This window comes from Microbacterium sp. (genome assembly GCF_031178445.1).
Classification (GTDB): Bacteria; Actinomycetota; Actinomycetes; order Actinomycetales; family Microbacteriaceae; genus Microbacterium.
Genome location: NZ_JAPSIY010000010.1, coordinates 16,007 through 30,821, shown reverse-complemented (window position 1 = coordinate 30,821; position 14,815 = coordinate 16,007). Strand labels below are relative to the sequence as shown.

The window sequence follows — 14,815 nt, the reverse complement described above, 5'->3', positions numbered from 1 at the left end:
ACCCCCAGCGAGGCTGGCGGGCGCCGCTCGGGGTGATGCGGTCGGCGAGTCGCACGGCGACGCGGAGGATGCCGAAGCGCTGACCGGTGAGGTCGATGAGCGCTGGCATAGGTCAGCTACCAGCCTCGCGGTCTGGGGCGTAGTCGAAGGTGACGTATTCGCCCTCCCACGTCCAGTCCACGTCGCCGTCCGGGAAGTCCTCGTCGCGCAGCAGCAGCTCGTGCTCGTCGCCCGCGTACGAGTCGGCCAAGTCGGTCGCGTCGATCCACGGCTTGATCCAGCATTCGGCGTGACTGGCGAACTCGTGGCCGCACGGCCAGTACTCGTGATCGCAGTCGTCCTCGGGGTACTGGTGGCACCATGCGTTTTCGTCGCCGGGGCAGACGAACTTGCCGCCCTCGATGCGGTGCTGCACCGAGGGAAACGCCGAGAGGTCGGGCATCTTCGGCTGCTCGGGCGTTGGCGCGGGCGTTCGGTCGCGGCCTGTCAGCTTGTCGCACGCGGTGCACCCGAGTGTGTCGGTCTTCGTGATGTGGTCATGCTCAGCCATTGCTCTGACTCCTGTTCTCGCGGTCTGTGCCCCGGCTCGCGAGGTGGGTGTCGAAGTCCCGCTCGCTGCATCCGAGTCGGTCGAGCGCGAGCGCCGATGTCAGCACGACCGCCGTCTCGGTGGTCGTCACGTCGGCGTCCGGCAGGACGGTCGTAATCGCCTGGCGCACCAGGTCGGCGGCCTCATCGATGAAGTTCCGGTAGTGCTCCATGGTCATCGCTCTGCGCTCCCGTTCTCGCGGTCTGTGCAGGTCACCTGATGGCGGTTCTGCGTGACTCGATCCGTGACCGGGATCTCATAGAGGGTCTTTCCGCAGCAACCTGTCACGCCGCTTCCGTTGACCGGGCAGGCATGCACGAGGCGCCCTTCCTCGATGACCGCCTGATCGCGCTCGTTCATCGCACACGCATCGCCGACGAGCGGAGCACCCGCGCCGCTGCAGCGCCGATATCGGCGGGCGACGCGCCGATGTCGATGTGCACCCGGCCACCTCCGATCACCGCCTTCTGGCGAGCAGCCCGAGTGGCCTCGTCCCATTTCTGCAGCACGAGCTCGAGTGCTCGCTCGGTCGTGTGCAGCGCTGCGGATGCCGCGGCGAGCGCGGACTGGAGCTGCTCGATGGTGCGGTGGTCGGTTGCGGTGATGTCGGCGAGGCGCTGCACTTCGTTGGTGAGGGTGTCGCGCTCGGCGATGACGCGGGTGTGGGTGATGTGGTCCCGGTCGCGCTGTTCTTCGCTTCGGGCGAGTTCTTCGCCGAGGCGGGCTGCGAGGTCGCGGGCGCGGTCTCGTTCGCCGATCGTGTTGTCGAGTTCGGTCTGCGCGATCGTGAGTTCGTTGGTGAGGTCGGCGACGCGGTCGTTGGCGGCTGCGAGGTCGTTTTCGAGGTTCATGACGCCGTAGTCGGGGCGGCTTGCGTCGCTGGGGATCTCGTGTGCGTCCGTGAGAGGGGTTGTGGGTGCCGTGTCGAGCTCGGCGGTCTTGTCGTAGCCCGCGGGGTCGAGAAGGCCGTGGACTTCCCAGTAGTGGTCGATGATCTCCTGGCGGATAGTGCCTCGGCTGTTGACCTCGTAGCCTTTCTCACGGGCCCACGCCCGAATCTCGCGTGTGGAGTGCGTGGGCGCCTCGGGGACGGTGAGGACCGGGGTGGCATCCGGCGCCGACTCGGAGACCTCGGTTGCCGCTGCCGGAGCATCCGGTGCGGGCTCGGAGTGGTTGACGAAGGCCGCCGGGGACGCGGGCGCGGGCTTGACTGTGGTCTTCGGCTTCCGTGTCGCCGGGTTGGGCGCTGTGTTGGGCGCGGTGCCGATGAGGCCGAGGGCGTCGGCGATCTCGGGGATCGTCGCCCCGCTCTTGACGAGCTTTGCATACTGGTAGTCACCGCGGGCCTTCATCTTCGCTGTCTTGCAGGACAGCCCGTACTCGCGTCCGGTGGGGCATCCGCCGGCGGAGTGGCATCCGCGGTCGAAGCCGTCCGGGGTGCCGTGGGGGAAGCCGTCCTCGAGGAGGTCTGCGCTGCTCATGGTGTCGTCTCCTTCATCGGTTCGGGAAGGTTGTCGAGGGTGGTGGTCCAGACGATCCCGGCGGGGGCGCTGGACGCTTCGAGGACGACCTTGTCGTCGTGGATAGAACGGATCAGCCACCTGGTGGAACCGACCGTGAGCACGTCGCCGACCTCGTGCCGTAGCGCGATGACGGGGCGGGGCGGCAGTGTGCGGCGGCTCATCGGTCGCTCCACATCTGCAGGGCGATCACGGCGATACCGACGAGGATCAGGACGATCATGGCGGTGGTTGTGATGATGTCGATCGCGTCCATCAGGCGGCGTCCTTGTTCTGCTTCGCGCGCTCAGCCCACTTCGCCAGGGCGGCGTCGACGAGGCGCTGCTCGACGTCGGAGAGCGGGTAACCCCATTCGTGGAGCTGCTCGAGATAGGGTGCGAGCTCAGCCATCTGCAGACCGGCCCAGGGGTGCTTCGGGTCGCCGATGACGTCTTCGCAGATCGCGATCGCATACGCGGCCGTCAACGGTGCCGCAAACCCGGGGTGCCCCGTGATGAACTCGGCGGATGCGCCACGCGACATGTACCCGAACTTCGTCGACGGCTGCTCCAGTCCCAGCAGCTCGAAGGCGAGGTCACGGGCGTTGCCGGGACGCTGTGAGGCGCCGAGCGCCTGGTCAGTCTCGAATACGACGTGCGCGATCCAGCGGGACATGTCGGGCAGCTTCTTCTGGCCGAGGAACTCCTTGATCCAAGCGCGGCGCACCTCGGTCGCGAGGGCCATGTCAGCCTTGTCGGCCCGCTTCTGTCGGCGAGCGGCCTTCTCCTCCTCGGTCGCCTTCGGCCGGGCGCCAGTCGACCACGAGAACCGCTCCAGCCCCTGGTCGGCATATCCACGGATGAAGTACTCGGCGCCCGCCGGGTTGTCGAACATCGGCCTGGGGAAGACCACGGCGACGCGACCGGTGTACTTCTCGGCGTGGTCGACGTCGAGACGCTGCTGCTTCTTGTCATCGGCGCGGTAGAGGTGCCCGATCGCGGCTGCGCCCTTCGGCGTCTCGATGCCGTAACTGACGGGCGAGTAGCTCACCTCCCACCCAGCTGCCTGCAGCTTTGCCGTGAGCTCGTCGACGGCAGCCTGCGCCGCCCGGTCACGGCGGATCCTCGACACGGCATGGTCGATCTGCTCGGGCCGTTCGGTGAGCGTCTCGGTGATCTGCTCGACCGCGTTGGGGTCGTCCTCGAACTCGACCAAGTACGCGGCCTGCTCGAGCGTGATCGGCCGCGACTCCAGCGCAGCGGCCGCCGTCTCGGACGCCGCCACGGCGAGCGCGGTCTGGACTTGCTGCTTGGGTGCGTTGGTCTTGCGGGCGATCTGGTCGTCGCTGACGCCGAGAAGTGCGAGGGTTTTGTAGCCGGCGACGCGTTCGGCGTCGGTGAGGGCTTCGCGCTGTTCGTTCTCGGCGAGCTGGGCGAGGATGCGGAGTTCTTCGGCGCGGTCGTGCTCGGCGTCGATCTTCGGCTTGACGACGATGGGGATGACGGGCCAGCCGATCTCGAGCGCAGCGGAGGTGCGGCGCTGGCCGACGGTGATGTGGACCTTGCCGTCGTCGTCGCGGTAGCCGACGGGGTGCTGCTGGAACCCGTACACGCGGATCGAGGAGACGAAGCTCTTGTCGATGCGGACGCTGGTGCGCACGTTCGGATCGATGATGACGTCGCCGGCGGGGATCTTCTCGATCTGCCCGGGGTCGGCGGTCGTGGGGTCGTAGGTGGTGGCCATGGCGAGGTGTCCTTTCAGAGGTGGCCGAGGCGGGCCTCGCGGGTGCGGGCTCGCTGTTCGTTGATCCGGCGGAGCCGGTACGTGGTCTGAGGGTCGTGCTCGAGCGCTTCAGGGGTCTCGATCGCCCGGTTGAGCAGCTGGAGGTAGCGGGCCGGGCTGATGCCGAAGTCCTTTCGGACGGCCTCATCGACCGCGCCGACGACCGGGCCGGGATGGGCGGCCGCGAAGTCGATCAGCCGCTCGATGCTGATCGGGTTGAGCCAGGTCATCCGCCGGCCCTCGCGGCCGCGTGGCACTCAGGGCAGGTGACCTGGTCCCAGGTGCCGGTCTTCGTCTGCTTCTGCACCCGACGACCGCACACTGTGCGATTGGTGCGAATGTTCGGGGCGCAGATGCGATCCTTCGCGGCCATCACGCACCCGCCTTCATCGCGACGACGTTGCCCGGCAACAGGTCGGCGACGACGACCCCGTCGGCCAGGTCGATCGTGCCCGGGAACAGTGGCATGTCGATCGAGTTGTTACCGAGCGCCGCCTCGATCGCGATCGGCATCAGCCCGGTCATGTGCTCGAGCGTGTGCACGGTCGTCTCGACGTGACCCCGGTCGTCGGCGAGCGCGGCGAGTGCGAGGTGGACGAGGCGTGCGACGGGGGTGGTGGGGTCCGTCGTGAAGACGGTGGCGATGACGAGGGGCGAGGGGGTCACGGGCGGTCCTTTCGGGGGCGGTGTGTGCCGTCGGTGCGGCGGGCTTGGGCATGCGCGAAGGCGAGTGCCTTGCGACGTGAGGTGAAGTAGGTGGGGCCGCCGATGTGGCGGCGGGCGGCGCCGAGGCCGATGACGGGTCGGACGGCCCGGACGACGCCAGCGAGGGCGGGTTCGCCGAAGCGTGTGGGGCGGAGGTAGTCGCGGGCGACCCACCATCGGGTCTGGCCGGGCGCGTTGCCCGTCGACGTGCTTGGGGCGGTCATGCGGCCGCCCTCGTAACTTCCTGGTCGATGGTCGGCCAAGCGTCGAGGCCAAGCTCTTCACGGATCCGCTCGACGGTTTTCGACGCGCAGCGGAGCCGTTCGGCGATCGCGGGATCGGACCAACGCAGGGTGTGCAGCTTGCGCACGCACACGCGCCGCTCGCCCGGGGTGAGGCGGACGCCGCGGCCGGCGAGGGCGAGCTCGATCGCGATCTCGTCGAGCGGGTCACCGGCGGGCTGGTCGATGGCGGGTGGGGTGGGATCGGTGTCGATGTCATCCCACGCGAGTGCGGGCGCCCAGCGGTGGCGGGCGGCGAACCGGCGGGTGCGCTGCGCGATCGCTCGTTCCTGCGGGGTCTCTTGGGGAGGGGTCGCGAGCTCGAGGCGGTCGAAGATCGACACAATGGTCCGGGCGTTCGCTGCTGTGATGCGGGTGGCATAGACCCATGGGCGTAGCTGCAGCTCGGTGGCCTCGTCGGGCAGGGCGCGGACGATCGCGGGAAGCGACCAACCGTGAGCCATCAGCGCCTGCAGTCGTCGCCGGTACCCGGTCGCGTCGATCAGAGCGTGATCAGCGAGCACGTTCAGTTCGGGGCGGACAGCGAGCAGCACCTGGGCAGTGGTCGAGGCGATCGTGCTCTGCACCATGCGCTCACCATCGCGGCGCTGTCCCCACACGATCCGGCAGATCGCGGAGTAGGGCACACCCGACACTGCGGCGATGCGACGTGGCCCCATGCCCTGCGAGCGCAACCACTGGATGTGCTCACGGACAGGGGCCACGTCGACGCGGCCGCGGGTGTAGGTGCCGTACGCCTGTTCACGCCGGCGGGTGCGCTCCGTGGCGGCGCGGAAGGTCTTACATGCGGCGCATCGGCACTGGTGGCGCAGATAGCACGTGGTGTTGTGGGGATGATCGGGAGGGCATGTGCCCGCGGTGCTGACGGTCATGGTCAGCTCCACGGGGTGGCCACGAGGCTGTACGCGAGGGCCGCCATGGCAATGGCGCCGGCGGTGCTCGCGGCGACGAAGGCGACCTTGGCGAGGGCGCCGGCGTGGCGCCGGATGCCGCGGTTCATCGGGTCCGCCTCGCGAGACGCCGGTCGACCGCAACCAGGCTGATGGCAATGCTCATCGCGACGGGAATCGCGACAGGGAGAGGTGCGGTCTCGAGGAAGCCGGCGGCGAGGAACATCGCGGCGAGCGCGACGAGGGCGAGGAGGGTGTTCACGAGGTGGTTCTCCTAGTCAATCGGGAGGCGTTCGGGTTCCGGCGGCGTCGCCGGAGCGTCCGGGTGGAGGGCATGGAGGATGCGACGCAGCTCTGCCAGGCCGTCGGGAGTGATGTACAGCTGCGGGTACGGGGTCGCTGTCTTGCCGGCGCGGACCGTGACCTCGCGGATCGTGAGCCAGTGATGGCGGATCGCTAGGCTCGTCGGCCGCCAGTGTGTGACGACGTCGTCGCGGCGGGCCCAGCCGATTCGCTCGAGCTGCTCGAACAGCCGGGTACGGCCGATGCTCAGGGCCGGGTCGCGATCAAGGATCGTCGCGGCCTGCTGCACGGTGAACGCCGTGCAGAACCCTTCGAGGCCGATCGCGTGGTCGAGGACCTCGTCCCGAAGGACGTCAGGCAGCTGCTCACGCAACCAAGCGAGCAGCTCGGCGGTTTGGTAGGTCGGGTTGTGCTCGAGCACCGCGACGGCGTCAGCGAGCGTGTAGTGCTCGAGCAGCTCGCTGCCCGGTCGCTTCGACCAGGTCACCGTCGGGCGGATCGTGGGGTGCAGCTCGGTCGTGTCGTCGAACTCGGCGAGCGCGTGCAGATCATCAGCGACGAGGAACACCTCGAGCGTGTCGACGTCGACCAGGATGCGGAGATCACCATGGTGAGGCCACCGCAGCGGGATCTGCTCGCCACCTGGATGGTTCGCGACCGGCTCGGTGGGTATCTGCGCCACCGGCCAGTCACTCACCGGCGTGGGCGACGAGGGCTCGAACGTCACAGCCATCACACGCCGCCCCCGGGCGAGGATGCCGAGGCGGGGCGAGGGGAAGACCCCGCCTCGGCATCAGGTGCACCGGCGCCCGAAGGGGTGGCGCCGGGCATCTCCGCTACGGTCGAGGCAGGAACATCCGGAGACTGGGACTCCGGGTCCGCTACGTAGGGAGAAGAACCATCGTGTTCGATGAGAAGTTCGATGAGGCCCGACAGCTTCTCGCGCAGATCCAGCGCGATGTCGATCAGTACGGAATCACGATGAACGACGCCAATCCGCTGCAGGGCGGGCCCGGCCTGTCCCCTGAGGAACTCCACCGAGTCCTCGGCTACACGGTCGCCGGCGTTCACAACCTCGCGCTCGTTCTCGGCAACATCGTCGACATCCTCGACGAGCAGAGCCACGCCGGCTGAGCCATAGATCGCGACGTACTCAGCGAGACGATCGCCGGTAACGAGTAGCGACCGGACACCGCTGTCCGGGGTCACGCGGAACAGCAATGCGGCAGCTGCGCGGGTCATGCCGACACCGCCTCTCGGCGGCAAAGGCCCGATGCGGCGATGCGGTCCATGAGCACGTCCATCGACGGACCGTCCGGCCTCCACACTCGCTCGGCCGCCTCACGAACGGTCAGCTTCGACACGACAGCGATTTCCTCAGCGACAACGCGGCCGAGATCTCGCAACGCCTGCTGCTTGGTCTTCATGACGCTGCCTTCAGCGTGTCGGGCTTCACGACCTCGAACAGCGTCTCGAACTTGCTGTGCGGGAATGCCAGCAGCGTGCGGGCGATGAATCCGTGAGACGGGGCAACGTCGCCTCGCGAGATGCGCCAAAGAGTTGTCGGCGAAACGCCAATGATTCGCGCCAGCTCTGCCTCGGTGTCGATGCCGTTCGCCCGGCGCAGCTCGTCAAGCTTCTGGCGACGAAGCGCGATTGTGGGGGAGGTTTCTCCGGTGAACGAATCCTTCATGCGTGCAACAGTACACGCAACGTTCAGCTATGCAACCCGTGTTCCTCCCGAGCATTGAAGCTCCCCTGATATTTCAGGGTTCTCCAGAGAATGTTCATTGCACGCATGCAATACGTGCGCTATCGTTCAACGCATGAGCGACAGTGGGAACTACCGTCAGAACTGGGCTGCGTACCTGCGCCACATGATGGCCGACCGCAGTCAAGCCGAGTTCGCCAAGGCGATTCAGGCGACTGATGGTCAGCTCAGCAAGTGGTTGAGCGGCAGCACGGGGGTCACTGCCGAGAAGGTCATCACCATCGCCCGACTACTCGGAGACAGCCCCGTCCACGCGCTGGGACGAGTCGGTTGGCTCAACGTCTCCGAGCTCACTCCGTTCCGTGCGCCGCGCACATACGGTCTGGACGAGTTCACCGACCGCGAGTTGGCGGCGGAGATCGTGCGTCGAATCGATGCCGGCGAAGCAGGCCAAGCGTTGACCGAACCGATCGATGCGACCCCGACCGACCTCGACGCCCACCGCGAGCGCAGGGCGAATGTCCCCAACGCCGTAGACACTATCGACCATGTCGAAGCGCCAGACCTCGACTCACTTGACTACGCCGCGAAACGCGGCACCCGAAAGGTTGACCAGGCGCCCTGGGCTGAATAGGAGCGGACCCCGATGCAACGAACGATGCAGCGATTGCTCGATATGGCCAATGCCCTTGGCTACGCCGTGTACTTCTGTGGACTGCGCGGCGACCTTCTCGCGTGCACAGTTCCCGCTCTCATGCGCATCTTCATCGATTCGCGTCTTACCGACTCTGAGCAACAGGGCCACCTGGCTCATGAACTCGGCCACGTCTACCATGACCATCCCTGTATTCGGCACCCCCAGACCGCAAACGAGCACGCGATCGAGCGCCAAGCCGACAGGTTCGCCGCGCGGGTGCTCATCGACCCGATCCGATATGCCGAGCTCGAATCAGTGAACCCGGACCAGCACTACCTCGCCGATGAGCTCGGCGTTCCGATCGAGTACGTGCACGTCTATGAAGCTCATTGCCTCACCCGCGTCAGAGGCGTCACCTACACCCACGCCCGCGAGGGAGTAGGCCAGTGGGCTCATCGCGTCGAGGTGGCATAGCCGTGCCGAGGAGCCTCAGACCCGTCACCGACGCCGCACCGCGCGCCATCATTTACCTGCGCCAATCGGCCTACCGCGACGAGTCGATCAGTCTCGAGCTACAAGAGATCGCGTGCCGCGATTATTGCGACCGCATGGGCTACGAGGTAACTGCGGTTGAAGCGGATCCGGGTATTACCGGCCGCACCTGGAACCGGCCGGCGGTACAGCGCGTGATGGCCGCGATCGATGCTCGCGGCGCTGACGTGATCGTGTTGTGGAAGTGGTCGCGCCTCTCACGTTCCCGAAAGGACTGGGCGCTCGCGATCGATCGCGCCGACGTCGCGGGCGGAAAGATCGAGTCCGCCACCGAACCGATCGACACCGCGACCGCGAGCGGCCGATTCGCGCGTGGCGTAATGACCGAGTACGCGGCGTTCCAGTCCGAACAAATTGGGGAGCAATGGGAGGAGGTGCGCCAACGGCGACTGCGGCTCGGTCTACCGGCTTCGGGGCGCCTGCCGTTCGGCTGGCAATGGGACCAAGGAGCGATCAAACCGCATGCCGAGCACGCGCCTATCGTCGTCGAGATGTATCGTCGCTACCTCTCCGGCGATGGAGCCGCGTCTATCGCGGCTTGGCTGAACGCAAGCGGGATTCCCGCGCCCCGCGGCGGCACATGGCGGCGCACCCGTCCCCTGACCGTCATGGACTCGCCAATCCACGCTGGGCTGATTCCGTATCGAGGCGACACCTACCCAGGCAAGCACGACGCCATCATCGACGAATCCACCTGGGCCGCCTATCAAGGCGAGCGCAAACGACGCGCGGACGCGACCGACAAGCCTCGCGCGTATCAGCATCTGCTTTCCAGCATGATCTTCTGCGAATGTGGAGCGCGAATGCACGGGAAGGGCAGCTACACCGGGGGGAAGCTCTACCGGGGTTACCTCTGTAGCGACACGCTCAACGGCCACGAACAACGTGCGTATGTCTCCGCACTCACCGTCGAGCCTCTCGTCGTCGACTGGTTGCTGCAGTTCGACCCGGAGGTCGAAGGTCCGGCCGGAGATGGTCCTGTCTTACGATCGCGACACGATGCGATACTCAGGGAGCTCAACGCCCTCGAGGTCGAGGTCGTCAACCTGACTCGGCAACACACCCGCGGCATCATCCCCGAGTCTGCCTACGTTCGGTCACTGGCGGAGATCACTGCCGAGATCGAACGCAGGCAGACCGAGGAACGACGCATGCGCCCCTCCCCCTCCGCCAGCCCAGAGCAGATCGCCACGCTGCAGGCTGCCTGGACTGCCATGTCCATGGCTGCACAGAACAAGGGACTACGTCAGGTCGTCTCACGCATCGACGTGCTACCCGGAGGTCGCAAGTTCATCATCAAGACCACCTGGGGCGCTTCGTCGGAAGTGCACGCATAATCACCACCAGCAGGCCGGCGAAGGCTACGGCGGCCATCGTGGTGATCGCGTACTCCGCTGTGGCGGCGCCGGTCTCGTCGGTGAACAGGGCCGCTGCCCTGCTTCGGGTCAGTGTGGGCAGATCGTTCTCTTCCATCTCTTCCTTCTTTCTCATCCGTGGACGTGTCTCGTCCCCGTGGTCGTGCGCAGTTCTTGGTCGTCTGGAGTCCGTGGTCGTTCACAGCCCGTCGTCGTTCACATCGGTATCGGCGTGGCGGAGAGCACGCTGAGCATGAGCGGCGCGACGCCGAGCAGCAGGAACGCCGGCAGGGTGCACGCCCCGAGCGGCAGCAGCAGCCGCGATGACAGCCGAGCGGCGCGCAGGCGCCCGCTCACCCTGGCCTCCTGTCGCTGCTGTGCGGCGGAGGCACGCAGCAGCTCGCCGGCCGGCACTCCCGCTGCGCGGGAGAGCTCGAGCACGGCGTCGGTGCGCGCCCTGTCTCCGTCGAGCTGCGCGGGGCTGTGCTCCACCAGCCGCAGCGCCCGCGGGATCGCGACTCCGCCCGCCAGTGCCACGGCGACCAGCTCGGCGTGCATGCCCGGCGTGCCGGGAGGCGGCTGCGCGCGGCGCACCATGCGTGAGGTCCACCACCGCGCGACGAGCACGAGTGTCACGCCGGCCACGACGCAGGCGACTCCGGCGGGGTTCGTCGTCAGCACCCCGATGATGTCGAACCCGAGCGCGAAGCCGAGCAGCAACCCGGCGAAGGGGAGCCACAGCAGCAGTCGTGCCGTTCCCGTCGGTTCCGCCAGTGCGACGCGGACGTCGTCGGCTGCCGCCGCGGCGTCCTGCAGCGATTCGGCGAGAGCGCGCAGCACCTCCGCGAGCGGAGCGCCCACCACGGTGGCGACCTCCCAGGCGGCGGCGACGTCGCGCCATGCGCCGCCTTCAGCCTCGACCGCCCCGATCAGCTCGGCGCCGTCCGCGCATCGATCGACGACCCGTGCCGCCAGGGGGTCGCCGGACTCGGCGAGGTGCCTCCAGGCGGTCATCGGCCGCGCTCCGGCCTGCAGCAGCACGGCCAGCGTGCGCACGGCGGCGGCCGCCGCGGCGGCGTCTGGTTCGGCATCCGGGGCTCGCCGGGCGCTCCGGATCACCATGGCCGCACCTCTTCGATGCCGAGCCGATCCCCGATGAGGGTGAATCGCCCTGCATGGGCGATTCGGCGCGCCCCGCCGGCGTCACGCTCGAGGTGCAGCACGACGGTGAACGCGCTGACCACCTGCCTGGCGAGAGCGGTGGCGTCCATCCCGGCGAGCGCTCCCAGCGCCTCCATCCGCGCTGGCACGTCGACCAGCCCGCTCGCGTGCAGAGTACCGGCGCCGCCGTCGTGCCCGGTGTTCAGCGCGGTGAGCAGTTCGCGCACTTCCTCACCGCGACACTCCCCCACGATCAGGCGGTCGGGTCGCATCCGCAGCGACTCCCGCACCAGCATCGCGAGGGTGATGCTGCCCGCGCCCTCGAGATTCGCCTGGCGGGCCTCTAGCGACACGTGATGAGGATGCTGCGGTCGCAGCTCGGCGACGTCCTCGATGGTCACGATCCGCTCGCCGTGATCGGCAGCCGAGAGCAGCGCCGTGAGCAGTGTCGTCTTGCCCGTACCCGTTCCGCCGGTGATGAGGATGTTCGCACGCTCGGCGACCAGCCGCTCCAGCCACTCGCGCTGCCCCTGCGCGAACGTACCGGACGCGGCGAGCGCGTCGAGGTCGGCCGCGCGTACGCGCGGCACCCGGATCGACAACGCGGTGCCAGAGGTGGAGATCGGGGCGAGCACCGCATGAACCCGGATGCCGGAGCCGAGGCGCACGTCCACGCACGGCGACTGATCGTCGAGGTGGCGCCCGCCCGCGGCGACCAGGGCGACGGCGAGGTCGCGGACCTCCCGCTCCGACGCACGCCAGCCGGGTATGTGCTCGGCACCGGCGCCGCGGTCGATGAACAGGCCGCTCGAGCCGTTCACGAACACGTCGGTGACGCGCTCGTCCGCCGCGTACTCGGCGAGAGCGCCCAGCGCCGGATCGGGTGCCGCCGGCGCCGCGTCGATCTCGGCGCGGCTCGGTGCCGTGCGGGGGCGGAAGACGAACGGATCTGGCATGGCACGACGCTACGAGCGCGTCGTGCCCACCGGGTGCCGCTTCACCGGGCGCTGTGCAGTATCCGCTCTATCCCGGCGATGTGCAGAGCGAACGCTCCGCCTTTCGTTCACGCCCGCGGGACCGCTCTCATGAGAAGGGCGGCACCTCACGGGGGGAATGAGGTGCCGCCCACGCGCAAGCCCGCATTCGGGGGTGTCGGGCGCGCTGAAGCCGGAATACGATTCGGCTGAGGGTCAGTGTACGCACGTGCCGCAGTGCCCACAAACCCGCCGCACTACCTACTTTCGACAGTATGCGCGGGTGGTGGTCGCCACTAGATTCGCCGTGTCACGGTCGTGCCTTCCCGAGCACGTCCCATTCATCCCGCGCAAAGGAGCGAGTGCCATGAGCAGCCAGATCGACCACCTCCTCGACGAGTCGCGGCAGTTCCCGCCGTCGGAGGAGTTCGTCGCCCAGACGATCGACGATCCCGCCCTCTACGAGCGGGCGAAGGCCGACCGCGAGGGATTCTGGGGAGAGCAGGCCCGCGAGCTCCTGCACTGGGACAAGCCGTTCACGCAGGTGCTCGACTGGTCCAACCCGCCGTTCGCCAAGTGGTTCGACGACGGCGAGCTCAACGTGGCCTACAACTGCCTCGACCGCCATGTGGAGGCGGGCCTCGGCGACCGCGTCGCCATTCTCTGGGAGGGTGAGCCGGGCGACGAGCGCCGCATCACGTACGCCGAGCTCACCGAAGAGGTCAAGCGCACCGCCAATGTGCTCTCCGGCCTCGGCGTCGGGCATGGCGACCGAGTCGCCATCTACCTGCCGATGATCCCCGAGGCCGTCGTCTCGATGCTGGCGGTCGCGCGGCTGGGCGCCGTCCACTCGGTCGTCTTCGGTGGCTTCAGCGCCGACAGCCTGCGCTCGCGCATCGACGACGCCGGCGCCAAGGTCGTCATCACCGCCGACGGCGGATACCGCAAGGGCCGCGTCTCGGCCCTCAAGCCCGCCGTCGACCAGGCGTTGCGCGACCGTGGCGAGGGCGAGCAGCAGACCGTCGAGCACGTTCTCGTCGTCAAGCGCGGCGGCAACGACGTCGAGTGGAACGATGAGCGCGACATCTGGTGGCACGATGCTGTGCCCGCAGCATCCGCCGAACACGAGGCGCAGGCCTTCCCCGCCGAGAACCCGCTGTTCATCCTCTACACATCTGGCACCACTGGTAAGCCGAAGGGCATCCTGCACACGTCGGGCGGATACCTGACCCAGGCGGCGTTCACGCATAAGTACGTCTTCGATCTGCATCCGGAGACGGACGTGTTCTGGTGCACGGCCGACATCGGCTGGGTGACGGGCCACTCCTATGTCACCTACGGTCCGCTCGCGAACGGCGCCACCCAGGTGATGTACGAGGGCACACCGGATGCGCCGCATCCGGGCCGCTGGTGGGAACTCATCGAGAAGTACGGCGTGACGATCTTCTACACCGCGCCCACTGCGATCCGCTCCTTCATGAAGCTGGGTCGGCAGATCCCTCAGAAGTTCGACCTGTCGAGTCTGCGCCTGCTCGGCTCGGTGGGCGAGCCCATCAACCCCGAGGCCTGGATGTGGTACCGGGAGGTGATCGGCGCCGACAAGACGCCCATCGTCGACACCTGGTGGCAGACGGAGACCGGCGCCATCATGGTCTCGCCCCTGCCCGGCATCACCGCCGCCAAGCCGGGGTCGGCACAGGTGCCGCTGCCCGGCATCGCCATCGACGTCGTCGACGACGCCGGAGCCGAGGTCGGCAACGGCAACGGAGGCCTGCTGGTGATCACCGAGCCGTGGCCCAGCATGCTGCGCGGCATCTGGGGCGACCCTGAGCGGTTCAAGGAGACGTACTGGGAGAAGTTCCAGGAGCAGGGCTACTACTTCGCCGGCGACGGCGCTCGCCTCGACGAAGACGGCGACCTCTGGCTGCTGGGCCGCGTGGACGACGTGATGAACGTGTCTGGTCACCGGCTGTCGACCACCGAGATCGAGTCGTCGCTGGTGGCGCACGAGGCGACCGCGGAGGCCGCGGTGGTCGGAGCGTCCGACGAGACCACGGGGCAGGCGGTGGTGGCGTTCGTGATCATCAAGCAGAGCTATCTCGACGACCACTCGCCCGAGGGGCTGGCCTCGCAGCTGCGCAGCTGGGTCGGCGAGCAGATCGGCCCGATCGCGCGTCCCCGCGACGTGTACATCGTGGGCGAGCTGCCCAAGACCCGCTCGGGCAAGATCATGCGGCGTCTCCTGCGCGACGTCGCGGAGGGCCGCGAGGTCGGGGACACCACGACGCTCGCTGACACCGCCGTGATGAGCATCATCTCGGCGCAGGTGAAGTAGGCCGAGACCACGAAGCGGGC

Annotated in this window: 23 protein-coding genes; 5 read left to right on the top strand and 18 right to left on the bottom strand. The window is 68.0% G+C overall.

The genetic code is table 11. The annotated features are described in order from the left end of the window. Positions 1 to 112 precede the first annotated feature (112 nt). The 13 genes from RIN43_RS13605 to RIN43_RS13545 all read right to left on the bottom strand — a co-directional run bounded on the left by RIN43_RS13605 (position 113) and on the right by RIN43_RS13545 (position 6,803). On the bottom strand, positions 113 to 550 hold the full coding sequence (locus tag RIN43_RS13605; RefSeq protein ID WP_309129465.1) for a hypothetical protein: 438 nt from the start codon (positions 548 to 550) through the stop codon (positions 113 to 115). Further along, entirely contained in the window at positions 543 to 767 is a 225-nt protein-coding gene (locus RIN43_RS13600; RefSeq protein ID WP_309129464.1) for a hypothetical protein, read from the bottom strand. The genes RIN43_RS13605 and RIN43_RS13600 overlap by 8 nt, the downstream gene beginning before the upstream one ends. Further along, positions 764 to 949, bottom strand: coding sequence for a hypothetical protein (locus RIN43_RS13595; RefSeq protein ID WP_309129463.1), 186 nt, complete (start codon positions 947 to 949; stop codon positions 764 to 766). Before RIN43_RS13595 ends, RIN43_RS13600 begins: the two co-directional genes overlap by 4 nt. After that, positions 946 to 2,070: a histone-like nucleoid-structuring protein Lsr2 gene (locus RIN43_RS13590; RefSeq protein WP_309129462.1), complete on the bottom strand. Its 1,125-nt coding sequence runs from the start codon at positions 2,068 to 2,070 to the stop codon at positions 946 to 948. The genes RIN43_RS13595 and RIN43_RS13590 overlap by 4 nt, the downstream gene beginning before the upstream one ends. Beyond that, positions 2,067 to 2,273 (bottom strand): hypothetical protein, encoded by a 207-nt coding sequence (locus RIN43_RS13585; protein ID WP_309129461.1) that lies wholly within the window; start codon positions 2,271 to 2,273, stop codon positions 2,067 to 2,069. Before RIN43_RS13585 ends, RIN43_RS13590 begins: the two co-directional genes overlap by 4 nt. A 91-nt stretch (positions 2,274 to 2,364) precedes the next feature. Continuing rightward, entirely contained in the window at positions 2,365 to 3,831 is a 1,467-nt protein-coding gene (locus RIN43_RS13580; protein ID WP_309129460.1) for a ParB/RepB/Spo0J family partition protein, read from the bottom strand. Positions 3,832 to 3,845: 14 nt separating this feature from the next. Further along, a complete protein-coding gene (locus tag RIN43_RS13575) occupies positions 3,846 to 4,100 on the bottom strand; it encodes a DUF3263 domain-containing protein (protein ID WP_309129459.1) in 255 nt (84 codons plus the stop codon). 142 nt (positions 4,101 to 4,242) lie between these two features. Next, a complete protein-coding gene (locus RIN43_RS13570) occupies positions 4,243 to 4,536 on the bottom strand; it encodes a hypothetical protein (protein WP_309129458.1) in 294 nt (97 codons plus the stop codon). Further along, the gene (locus RIN43_RS13565) at positions 4,533 to 4,799 is read right to left on the bottom strand and encodes a hypothetical protein (RefSeq protein ID WP_309129457.1); all 267 of its coding nucleotides are present in this window, start codon (positions 4,797 to 4,799) and stop codon (positions 4,533 to 4,535) included. Before RIN43_RS13565 ends, RIN43_RS13570 begins: the two co-directional genes overlap by 4 nt. Further along, entirely contained in the window at positions 4,796 to 5,749 is a 954-nt protein-coding gene (locus RIN43_RS13560; RefSeq protein ID WP_309129456.1) for a hypothetical protein, read from the bottom strand. Before RIN43_RS13560 ends, RIN43_RS13565 begins: the two co-directional genes overlap by 4 nt. A 2-nt stretch (positions 5,750 to 5,751) precedes the next feature. After that, positions 5,752 to 5,877 carry a hypothetical protein gene (locus RIN43_RS13555; RefSeq protein ID WP_309129455.1) on the bottom strand — a complete coding sequence of 42 codons (126 nt, stop codon included), beginning with the start codon at positions 5,875 to 5,877 and terminating at the stop codon, positions 5,752 to 5,754. Further along, positions 5,874 to 6,029 (bottom strand): hypothetical protein, encoded by a 156-nt coding sequence (locus RIN43_RS13550; protein WP_309129454.1) that lies wholly within the window; start codon positions 6,027 to 6,029, stop codon positions 5,874 to 5,876. The genes RIN43_RS13555 and RIN43_RS13550 overlap by 4 nt, the downstream gene beginning before the upstream one ends. A gap of 12 nt (positions 6,030 to 6,041) precedes the next feature. Then, entirely contained in the window at positions 6,042 to 6,803 is a 762-nt protein-coding gene (locus tag RIN43_RS13545; RefSeq protein WP_309129453.1) for a phage antirepressor KilAC domain-containing protein, read from the bottom strand. 170 nt (positions 6,804 to 6,973) lie between these two features. On the opposite strand from RIN43_RS13545, the gene RIN43_RS13540 reads away from it, so the two are divergent. Beyond that, positions 6,974 to 7,204, top strand: a complete 231-nt coding sequence (locus RIN43_RS13540) for a hypothetical protein (RefSeq protein WP_309129452.1) — start codon at positions 6,974 to 6,976, stop codon at positions 7,202 to 7,204. A gap of 104 nt (positions 7,205 to 7,308) precedes the next feature. Here RIN43_RS13540 and RIN43_RS13535 read toward each other — a convergent pair whose 3' ends face one another. Both RIN43_RS13535 and RIN43_RS13530 read right to left on the bottom strand, forming a co-directional pair. Next, positions 7,309 to 7,497, bottom strand: a complete 189-nt coding sequence (locus RIN43_RS13535; protein WP_309129451.1) for a hypothetical protein — start codon at positions 7,495 to 7,497, stop codon at positions 7,309 to 7,311. Then, positions 7,494 to 7,763 carry a hypothetical protein gene (locus tag RIN43_RS13530; RefSeq protein WP_309129450.1) on the bottom strand — a complete coding sequence of 90 codons (270 nt, stop codon included), beginning with the start codon at positions 7,761 to 7,763 and terminating at the stop codon, positions 7,494 to 7,496. Before RIN43_RS13530 ends, RIN43_RS13535 begins: the two co-directional genes overlap by 4 nt. Positions 7,764 to 7,896: 133 nt before the next feature. Between RIN43_RS13530 and RIN43_RS13525 the strand changes: the two genes are divergently transcribed. The 3 genes from RIN43_RS13525 to RIN43_RS13515 are packed head-to-tail and all read left to right on the top strand — an operon-like array spanning position 7,897 to position 10,307. Beyond that, complete coding sequence (locus RIN43_RS13525) at positions 7,897 to 8,415, top strand: helix-turn-helix transcriptional regulator (RefSeq protein ID WP_309129449.1); 519 nt, start codon at positions 7,897 to 7,899, stop codon at positions 8,413 to 8,415. 12 nt (positions 8,416 to 8,427) lie between these two features. Then, positions 8,428 to 8,892 (top strand): ImmA/IrrE family metallo-endopeptidase, encoded by a 465-nt coding sequence (locus RIN43_RS13520; RefSeq protein WP_309129448.1) that lies wholly within the window; start codon positions 8,428 to 8,430, stop codon positions 8,890 to 8,892. Between the two features lie 2 nt (positions 8,893 to 8,894). Next, positions 8,895 to 10,307 carry a recombinase family protein gene (locus tag RIN43_RS13515; protein ID WP_309129447.1) on the top strand — a complete coding sequence of 471 codons (1,413 nt, stop codon included), beginning with the start codon at positions 8,895 to 8,897 and terminating at the stop codon, positions 10,305 to 10,307. On the opposite strand, the gene RIN43_RS13510 is transcribed toward RIN43_RS13515, so the two are convergent. The 3 genes from RIN43_RS13510 to RIN43_RS13500 all read right to left on the bottom strand — a co-directional run bounded on the left by RIN43_RS13510 (position 10,267) and on the right by RIN43_RS13500 (position 12,442). After that, positions 10,267 to 10,443 carry a DUF4244 domain-containing protein gene (locus RIN43_RS13510; protein ID WP_309129446.1) on the bottom strand — a complete coding sequence of 59 codons (177 nt, stop codon included), beginning with the start codon at positions 10,441 to 10,443 and terminating at the stop codon, positions 10,267 to 10,269. The genes RIN43_RS13515 and RIN43_RS13510 overlap by 41 nt on opposite strands. Positions 10,444 to 10,541: 98 nt before the next feature. After that, positions 10,542 to 11,447 (bottom strand): type II secretion system F family protein, encoded by a 906-nt coding sequence (locus tag RIN43_RS13505; RefSeq protein WP_309129445.1) that lies wholly within the window; start codon positions 11,445 to 11,447, stop codon positions 10,542 to 10,544. After that, complete coding sequence (locus RIN43_RS13500) at positions 11,441 to 12,442, bottom strand: TadA family conjugal transfer-associated ATPase (protein WP_309129444.1); 1,002 nt, start codon at positions 12,440 to 12,442, stop codon at positions 11,441 to 11,443. The genes RIN43_RS13505 and RIN43_RS13500 overlap by 7 nt, the downstream gene beginning before the upstream one ends. 385 nt (positions 12,443 to 12,827) lie before the next feature. On the opposite strand from RIN43_RS13500, the gene acs reads away from it, so the two are divergent. Continuing rightward, positions 12,828 to 14,795: an acetate--CoA ligase gene (gene acs, locus RIN43_RS13495; RefSeq protein ID WP_309129443.1), complete on the top strand. Its 1,968-nt coding sequence runs from the start codon at positions 12,828 to 12,830 to the stop codon at positions 14,793 to 14,795. Positions 14,796 to 14,815: the final 20 nt, after the last annotated feature.

Excerpts from the sequence above, each read along its gene's own strand:
- RIN43_RS13585 (WP_309129461.1), bottom strand. The coding sequence starts at position 2,273 with ATGAGCCGCCGCACACTGCCGCCCCGCCCCGTCATCGCGCTACGGCAC.
- RIN43_RS13535 (WP_309129451.1), bottom strand. The coding sequence starts at position 7,497 with ATGAAGACCAAGCAGCAGGCGTTGCGAGATCTCGGCCGCGTTGTCGCT.
- RIN43_RS13575 (WP_309129459.1), bottom strand. The coding sequence starts at position 4,100 with ATGACCTGGCTCAACCCGATCAGCATCGAGCGGCTGATCGACTTCGCG.
- RIN43_RS13595 (WP_309129463.1), bottom strand. The coding sequence starts at position 949 with ATGAACGAGCGCGATCAGGCGGTCATCGAGGAAGGGCGCCTCGTGCAT.
- RIN43_RS13555 (WP_309129455.1), bottom strand. The coding sequence starts at position 5,877 with ATGAACCGCGGCATCCGGCGCCACGCCGGCGCCCTCGCCAAGGTCGCC.
- RIN43_RS13545 (WP_309129453.1), bottom strand. The coding sequence starts at position 6,803 with ATGGCTGTGACGTTCGAGCCCTCGTCGCCCACGCCGGTGAGTGACTGG.
- RIN43_RS13565 (WP_309129457.1), bottom strand. The coding sequence starts at position 4,799 with ATGACCGCCCCAAGCACGTCGACGGGCAACGCGCCCGGCCAGACCCGA.
- RIN43_RS13500 (WP_309129444.1), bottom strand. The coding sequence starts at position 12,442 with ATGCCAGATCCGTTCGTCTTCCGCCCCCGCACGGCACCGAGCCGCGCC.
- RIN43_RS13525 (WP_309129449.1), top strand. The coding sequence starts at position 7,897 with ATGAGCGACAGTGGGAACTACCGTCAGAACTGGGCTGCGTACCTGCGC.
- RIN43_RS13605 (WP_309129465.1), bottom strand. The coding sequence starts at position 550 with ATGGCTGAGCATGACCACATCACGAAGACCGACACACTCGGGTGCACC.
- RIN43_RS13560 (WP_309129456.1), bottom strand. The coding sequence starts at position 5,749 with ATGACCGTCAGCACCGCGGGCACATGCCCTCCCGATCATCCCCACAAC.
- RIN43_RS13530 (WP_309129450.1), bottom strand. The coding sequence starts at position 7,763 with ATGAAGGATTCGTTCACCGGAGAAACCTCCCCCACAATCGCGCTTCGT.
- RIN43_RS13600 (WP_309129464.1), bottom strand. The coding sequence starts at position 767 with ATGACCATGGAGCACTACCGGAACTTCATCGATGAGGCCGCCGACCTG.
- RIN43_RS13505 (WP_309129445.1), bottom strand. The coding sequence starts at position 11,447 with ATGGTGATCCGGAGCGCCCGGCGAGCCCCGGATGCCGAACCAGACGCC.
- acs (WP_309129443.1), top strand. The coding sequence starts at position 12,828 with ATGAGCAGCCAGATCGACCACCTCCTCGACGAGTCGCGGCAGTTCCCG.
- RIN43_RS13580 (WP_309129460.1), bottom strand. The coding sequence starts at position 3,831 with ATGGCCACCACCTACGACCCCACGACCGCCGACCCCGGGCAGATCGAG.
- RIN43_RS13520 (WP_309129448.1), top strand. The coding sequence starts at position 8,428 with ATGCAACGAACGATGCAGCGATTGCTCGATATGGCCAATGCCCTTGGC.
- RIN43_RS13510 (WP_309129446.1), bottom strand. The coding sequence starts at position 10,443 with ATGGAAGAGAACGATCTGCCCACACTGACCCGAAGCAGGGCAGCGGCC.
- RIN43_RS13590 (WP_309129462.1), bottom strand. The coding sequence starts at position 2,070 with ATGAGCAGCGCAGACCTCCTCGAGGACGGCTTCCCCCACGGCACCCCG.